The sequence below is a fragment of the Streptomyces sp. NPDC057565 genome, assembly GCF_042801455.1.
Lineage (GTDB): Bacteria > Actinomycetota > Actinomycetes > Streptomycetales > Streptomycetaceae > Streptomyces > Streptomyces yanii.
Genome location: NZ_JBHVFU010000135.1, coordinates 1 through 6574, shown reverse-complemented (window position 1 = coordinate 6574; position 6574 = coordinate 1). Strand labels below are relative to the sequence as shown.

Here is a 6574-nt window from a genome sequence, read left to right as displayed (position 1 = left end):
AGAAACAACCTGCCCACCCACGGCCACCGACCGAAACCAGCTCACAAATCGATCAAGAGATCATCTTCAGAGCACGTCGGTGGATCGAGGCTTAGCCTTCCTGATCGGCGGATTCAATCGGTCGGGGGCCGTTCTCGTGTGGGCTGTCCGTCAACCACCATGGTTCCCCGTCAGTTCCCGGACGATCGGGCGCGGCAGGGGCGCGGGAACCTCCTGCTCCGTAGTTCTAAGGCCTGTTGCGAAAGTGGATCGTCTGTCAGACCTGCCTGGGATGCTCCGAGCATGGAGATAACAGTGCAGCTGACGATCGACTGCTCCGATCCGCAGACAATGGTGGCTTTCTGGGCCGAGGCCCTGGGCTACGTGCCTGAGCCTCCGCCTGGCGGGCACGCCACGTGGCGTGCTTACTGGGCGGCGATGGGGGTTCCCGAGGCGGAGTTGCCAGCCGGTGCCGGGGATATTCCGGAGTCCATCGTCGATCCCGCGGGACGTGGACCGAGGGTGTGGTTCCAGCAGGTTCCGGAGCCGAAGGTCGCCAAGAACCGGTGGCACTTCGACCTGAAGGTCGGTGGGGGCCGTGACGTCCCACTGGACGTCCGCACACAGCGGGTCAAGGCCACGGCGGAACGGCTGGTCAAAGCTGGTGCCACCGTGCTGCGGATCAAGGATGAGCCGGACATGGGGCTCTACGCCGCCGCCATGCAGGACCCCGAGGGCAACGAATTCGACGTCGTCTGAGGGCCGTTGCGACGGTGCTGGTCACAGCCACTCGTTCACGGCTGCGACCAGCACAGCCGCCTCGTAGCGGACGGCGAGCTTGTCGGTCACCATGCTGGGCGCCGTCTTGGGCTGCCGTAGCTTCCCGGCGACCGCCGACGGGTACCGCCAACTCATTGCCTGGGCCAGATCGTTCGGCAGGCTTCGGAGGGCCGGTGTCGAGTGCACACGCTCCTACGGGGCCGCCCTGGCCCGTCACCTGTGCGCCGAGGGCATCGAAGTGACCGAGGTCAACCAGCCCGACAAGGCCACCCGACGCCGCCACGGCAAGACGGACGCCATCGATGCCGAGGCCGCCGCCCGCGCCGTGCTCTCCGGACGCGCCACCGCCACCGCGAAGACCACTGACGGCCCGGTGGAGATGCTGCGACTGTTCAAGCTTGCGAAGGGGGCTGCGATCAAGTCCAGGACCCAGGCCATCAACCAGCTCAAGAGCGTCCTGGTCTCGGCTGACGCCACCTTGCGGGAGTCGATGGCCGGGCTGAGCAACCCGCACCTGTTCAAGCAGTGCGCCGAACTAAACAATCTGGCGATCTCCGGGCCGGCCGGAGCCGCCCGCCACACGTTGAGGCTGCTGGCGCGCCGCATCCAGCACCTGACCGAGGAGATCGACGATCTCAACAAGCGCATAGCCGAGGCAGTCGAAGCGAGCACGCCGGGCCTGCTGGACGTGCGCGGTGTCGGCCCGGACAGCGATGTGGCCCTGCTCATGTCGGCCGGCGACAACCCGGAGCGCCTCGTAAGCGAGGCGTCCTTTGCGGCTTTGTGCGGCACCAGTCCGGTCGAAGCGTCCTCCGGCAAGACCCAGCGACGTCGGCTGAATCGCGGGGGTGACCGCCAGGCCAACGCCGCCCTCTACCGGATCGTCCTCAGCCGCCTGCGATGGGACGGCCGTTCCCAGGACTACCTGCGCCGGCGTCTGGCCGAGGGCAAGACTCGCCGGGAGATCCTCCGCTGCCTCAAGCGGTACGTCGCACGGGAGATTTATCAGCTCATCCTTACGACGAGCACTGCAACTGAGGACGCAAACCCTGTGCTCGTCGAAGACGCCTGACGCGCCATGCTGTCGGCGGTGCTGAGTAAGGTCGTACCGTGTCAGCAAAGCATGCGATCATCCAGGCCATGGCCCTGATCGATGGCGCCGAGAGCGCATCCCGGTTCATCGAGTGGTTCGCGGAGCACTGGCTCAGCCCGCTGGAGGAAGGCGACGGGTGCGCAGCCGAAGAACTCACCGCGGCCGAACACCGGCTCGGTCTGCGGCTCCCGACCATGCTGACATCTTGCTACCGCCTCCTGGGACGACGCAGCGACCTCACCAGCCGCCAGGACCGGCTACTGCGTCCCGATCAGCTGCGGCTCGACGAGGACGTGCTGGTCTTTCGTGTCGAGAATCAGCACTGCGCGATCTGGGGTGTACGGGTCTCACAGCTGGCGCAGCCAGATCCTCCGGTGGTTTTCCGTGAGCTCACCCGCGACGGCCGCACGCCGTGGCAGCCGTTTCTGGAGCGTCTGTCGCTGGCGGCGGTGGAAATGGTCCTCTCCGAAGCCCTGCTGTCCGCAGAGCCTGACGACGATGTCTCCGACAACCGTGAACTGGACGAGAAGACCCTCGAAGGGGTCGAGGAGCGCTTCGAGCGTCTTCCCTTTCCCGACTACCCATTGTGGGCAGACCCCGATGGTCCGCCCGTCCGCTGGTTCACCGGGTCCGGTCTGATCCTGCGCGACGACTCCCGGCAGTGGCTGTGGGTTCGCAGCCGCACCACTGCACAACTCGACACCTTCAGAGCAGCATTTCCCGGCGACTGGATCATGCAGCCCGACTGACAACCCACCAAGAACCGCTGCTTGACATCCATAGGGGCATCAAACGCGGCTACGTCCTCCTCGGCACAGCCACCGCATCAGCCCTCGTCATCTGGCTCCGAACATGATCGGCCGGACAAGTCCTTAGAGATCGTCTCAACTGGCTTGCCCACTAGGCTCACGGTCGTGATGGCGACGGTGGAGCGGCTGGTGCCGGATGGGTTGTGGGAGTTGTTCCAGCGGGTGGTCCCGGCTGCTCCGGTGCGGCCGCAGGGTGGTGGCCGACGCAGGTATGGGGACCGACAGGTGCTGGCGGCGATCGTGTTCGTGGCCACGACGGGCTGTACGTGGCGACAGCTGCCGCCGGTCTTCGGCCCGTCCGGGCCGACCGCGCACCGGCGGTTCACCGAGTGGAGCCGGGCTCGGGTGTGGGGCAAGCTCCACCGTTTGGTCCTGGACGAGCTCGGCGCCCGCGGCGCACTGGACTGGTCGCGGTGCGCAATCGACTCGGTGAACATGCGGGCGTTGAAAGGGGGGACCTGACGGGTCCGAATCCCGTAGATCGTGGCAAGAAAGGCTCAAAGATCCACTTGATCACCGAGCGGACCGGTCTGCCCATCTCCATCGGCATCTCCGCCGCCAACACCCATGACAGCCAGGGCCTGGAGCCCTTGGTCCGGGGTATCCCGCCCATCCGCTCCCGGCGCGGACCCCGTCGGCGACGGCCCGCCAAGCTGCACGCCGACAAGGGCTACGACTACGACCACCTGCGCCGATGGCTCGGTCCCGGAACATCACCCCGCGCATCGCCCGCAAGGGCATTGAGTCCTCCCAGAGGCTGGGCCGCCACCGTTGGACCGTGGAGCGGACGGTGGCCTGGCTGGCCGGCTGCCGCCGCCTGCACCGTCGCTACGAGCGCAAGGCGGAACACTTCCTGGCCTTCGCCGGAATCGCTGCCGTCCTGATCTGCTTTCGCCGACTGGACCGGCCGACCTGTTCACGCGGCGCCGAGAAAGCCCGGATCAACTCCATCGAACTGTCGGCATGAGTCCCGGGCGACGCCGAGCAACTCCGTCATGGGCACGGCGCGACGACTGGTCACGGAGAGGTCCTGACGTGCCTCGGCAGACCACAACGGCGGAAACATCGACAGGCCCTGATCGCCGTTCAGTGCCTGGACGTCATCCTTCCAGCCGGACCAGCGAAGATCCGCGTAGAACTCATCAAGCGCCCCTGATGCCAGCCAGGCAGTCCACGCTGAGTGACCGCCCCCCAAAGCCTCCCAGCGAAGCGAATCCGGGGCGAAGTAGATCATCTCGCCAGGAGACCCAGGACGCCCGTGGTCGGCTGGAGCCCCGCCGTTGAGCGCGAAGACGCCGCCCAGCACGTCGTGCGCCACCACCAGACCGGGATCCGCTCGCCACGCAGGGTCGAACGCTCCAGGGAACTGATTGACCTGAGCCAGGCTCGGCGCCCCACGAGCCGCCCCGTCCGCGGGGCTGCCGAAGACCCGCAACCATCCGCCGTCCACCAGCAGACCGCCGCAGTGCAGCGCCATCGCACCCAAGTACGACCGGGCCGTGACCTGCAACTGGAGAAGAGAGGCCCTCCCCAGGCCGCCATCCGGCGGGAGCACCTCAACAGACACCGGCCCGGCACCGACGAGCTCCCTGAGTTCTGGCCAGGCCGGTTCCTCGACGTTGATCAACTCGCTCAACTCGCGCATGCCCGCATCGTCGCATCCACACCGCGCGCCCCAACTGGCAGGGCGCTTCGACTCACCAACCGCCTATCGAGACGACCTCTTAGCCTCGCCGTTTCGTACGCCCAGCAGAACCTGGAGGTTGGCCATGTAGATGGTTGATCGTTGGTTCGTAAGCTCGTCGTCACCTGCCGGTGTGAGTCCGGTCCGGGTAGCTGCCAGGAGGCCCGGTAGCAGGCTGGCGGCGTCGGGGGGAAACGCCCGGCGTCGAAGTCCAGCGTCGAAAGCCCTGTGAAGGGGGAGCGAAGAAGCGGTCCGTAGCATCACGCGAAGTCTGCGGCGTCGTTAGAGGCCCGCCCGTGAGGGTGGGGACAGGGAGAGCCGAGCCCCCGAAATCAGGGTGAAGGCCATGGAAGCGGTGAAGATCCTGGAAGGGCAGCCGCGAAGGACTCCCCGGCGTATGGGACATGGAACGTTTCGACGGTGACGGCGGGAACTGGGGAGGCCCTCCCTGGCCCGGCAGCCTGCGGCAAGAGTGCTGTCGGAAGCATCGCGACCTATAACCGGGTGAACCCCGGGAAGGGGAAGCGGGTCGGGTGGGCGTCGGAGGCGGCCGTAGTACTGCTTGAGCCGGACGGACAACACAACCGCCGGTGAGGGAAGGGCCGCTGCTTCGTCGATGCGTACTGCTGAAGTGGAGGGGCCCGGTGAGTGCCCGTGTGGCTAGTCCCGCCGTCGGGGGACGTTCTCCCTCGGATCCGGTCCGTGCCCTGCAGCATGCGCTTTACCGGGCGGCCAAGGCCGATCCCGGACGGCGGTTCCACGCGCTGGGGGACAAGGTCCACCGCAGGGATGTCCTGGCGCGTGCGTGGTCAATGGTGCGTCGTAACAACGGCGCTCCGGGCATCGACGCGGTCGATCTCGGGCAGGTCGAGGAGTACGGGGTCGCCCGGCTTCTTGATGAATTGGCCGCGGAATTGAAGGACGGCAGGTGGCGGCCGCTCCCGGCGCGCCGGGTGTTCATTCCCAAGCCCGGCACGGCGGAGCAAAGGCCCTTGTCGATTCCTGCGGTCCGCGACCGCATCGTGCAGGCCGCACTGAAGATCGTGCTCGAGCCGGTCTTCGAAGCCGACATGCTGCCGTGTTCCTTCGGGTTCAGGCCCAGGCGCGGTGCGCACGATGCCCTCCAGGTCTTGATCGATGAGTCCTGGCGGGGGCGGCGATGGGTCGTTGAGACGGACATCGCCAACTGCTTTGAGGCGACTGACCACGAGAAGTTGATGCAGGCGGTCGAGGAACGCGTCTGTGACCAGTCTGTCCTGAAGCTCTTGCGCGCGATGCTGCGGGCGGGAGTCATGGAGGGCGGTCAGGTCCGCCGGCCGGTCACCGGTACTCCGCAGGGCGGGGTGGTTTCCCCGCTGCTGGCCAATGTCTTTCTGCACCGGATCGACCGGGCATGGGAGTCGCGGCAGCATGGGGTGCTGGTGCGTTATGCCGATGACGCGGTGGTGATGTGCGCGACCCGTGAGCAGGCTGAAGCTGCCCTGGAGCGGTTGAGGTGTCTGCTGGCCGAACTCGGTATGGAACCGAAGGCGGCCAAGACGAGGATCGTTCACCTGGAGGTGGCAGGCGGGGGAGTGGATTTCCTCGGTTTCCACCACCGTCTGGTGGCATCCCGGTCCCGTGACGGGAAGCGCCCGGTGACCTTCCTCGCCCGCTGGCCCGCGGGCAAGGCCATGCAGCATGCCCGCGACCGGATCCGTGAACTTACGGAACGGCGCAGACTGCTGCTGCCGGTCAAGGTGATCGTGGAGGACGTGAACACGTTCCTTCGCGGGTGGGCCGCGTATTTCCGGTTCGGGAACTCGGCTCATTTCTTTGACCAGATCGGTTCGTATGCGCGGATGCGGATAGGCGGATTCCTCGCCAAGAAGCATCGGCGCACCAGAAAGTTCGGGTGGGCGGTGGTTGCCTTCGCCGCTCAGGATTACCTGGGCCTGATCGCCTTGCACGGGACCGTTGTTGCACCCAGGCCCTTCCGGGACTGGCGGGGCAGGCCGAATGCCGGTGGTGAACGGCGTCGGTGAGCCGTGTGCGGGAGAACCGCATGCACGGTTCGATGTGGCGGGGGCTGGAAACGGAGCGTACGTACTACGCCACCGCGCCAGCCCCCGACCCTACACTTGGGTACGGCTGGCTTTGGGGCAGAAACGCGAAAGTGCCTTCCTGACCTGGAACGATGAACCTTGCTGAGGGGTTCTGTCGATCCAGGCGGAGGGCACTTTCTACGTG

Annotated in this window: 6 protein-coding genes and 1 pseudogene; 5 read left to right on the top strand and 2 right to left on the bottom strand. The window is 66.6% G+C overall.

The window, feature by feature from the left end:
* Nucleotides 1-282 precede the first annotated feature (282 nt).
* Complete coding sequence (locus ACFU8W_RS51850) at nt 283-738, top strand: VOC family protein (protein WP_384052796.1); 456 nt, start codon at nt 283-285, stop codon at nt 736-738.
* 21 nt (nt 739-759) lie between these two features.
* Here ACFU8W_RS51850 and ACFU8W_RS51845 read toward each other — a convergent pair whose 3' ends face one another.
* On the bottom strand, nt 760-945 hold the full coding sequence (locus tag ACFU8W_RS51845; RefSeq protein ID WP_384052798.1) for a hypothetical protein: 186 nt from the start codon (nt 943-945) through the stop codon (nt 760-762).
* Here ACFU8W_RS51845 and ACFU8W_RS51840 point away from each other — a divergent pair.
* From ACFU8W_RS51840 to ACFU8W_RS51830, 3 genes and pseudogenes are all read left to right on the top strand, one after another.
* Nucleotides 893-1831 carry a transposase gene (locus ACFU8W_RS51840; protein ID WP_384052797.1) on the top strand — a complete coding sequence of 313 codons (939 nt, stop codon included), beginning with the start codon at nt 893-895 and terminating at the stop codon, nt 1829-1831. The two genes, ACFU8W_RS51845 and ACFU8W_RS51840, sit on opposite strands and share 53 nt — an antisense overlap.
* Before the next feature lie 38 nt (nt 1832-1869).
* Nucleotides 1870-2601 carry a hypothetical protein gene (locus ACFU8W_RS51835; RefSeq protein ID WP_384052795.1) on the top strand — a complete coding sequence of 244 codons (732 nt, stop codon included), beginning with the start codon at nt 1870-1872 and terminating at the stop codon, nt 2599-2601.
* 168 nt (nt 2602-2769) lie between these two features.
* Nucleotides 2770-3628, top strand: a pseudogene (locus ACFU8W_RS51830) (IS5 family transposase).
* Here the strand turns inward: ACFU8W_RS51830 and ACFU8W_RS51825 are convergent.
* Complete coding sequence (locus ACFU8W_RS51825) at nt 3578-4306, bottom strand: DUF2625 domain-containing protein (protein ID WP_384052794.1); 729 nt, start codon at nt 4304-4306, stop codon at nt 3578-3580. The pseudogene ACFU8W_RS51830 and the gene ACFU8W_RS51825 overlap by 51 nt on opposite strands.
* Nucleotides 4307-4989: 683 nt before the next feature.
* On the opposite strand from ACFU8W_RS51825, the gene ltrA reads away from it, so the two are divergent.
* Entirely contained in the window at nt 4990-6369 is a 1380-nt protein-coding gene (gene ltrA, locus ACFU8W_RS51820; RefSeq protein WP_384052793.1) for a group II intron reverse transcriptase/maturase, read from the top strand.
* Nucleotides 6370-6574 lie beyond the last annotated feature (205 nt).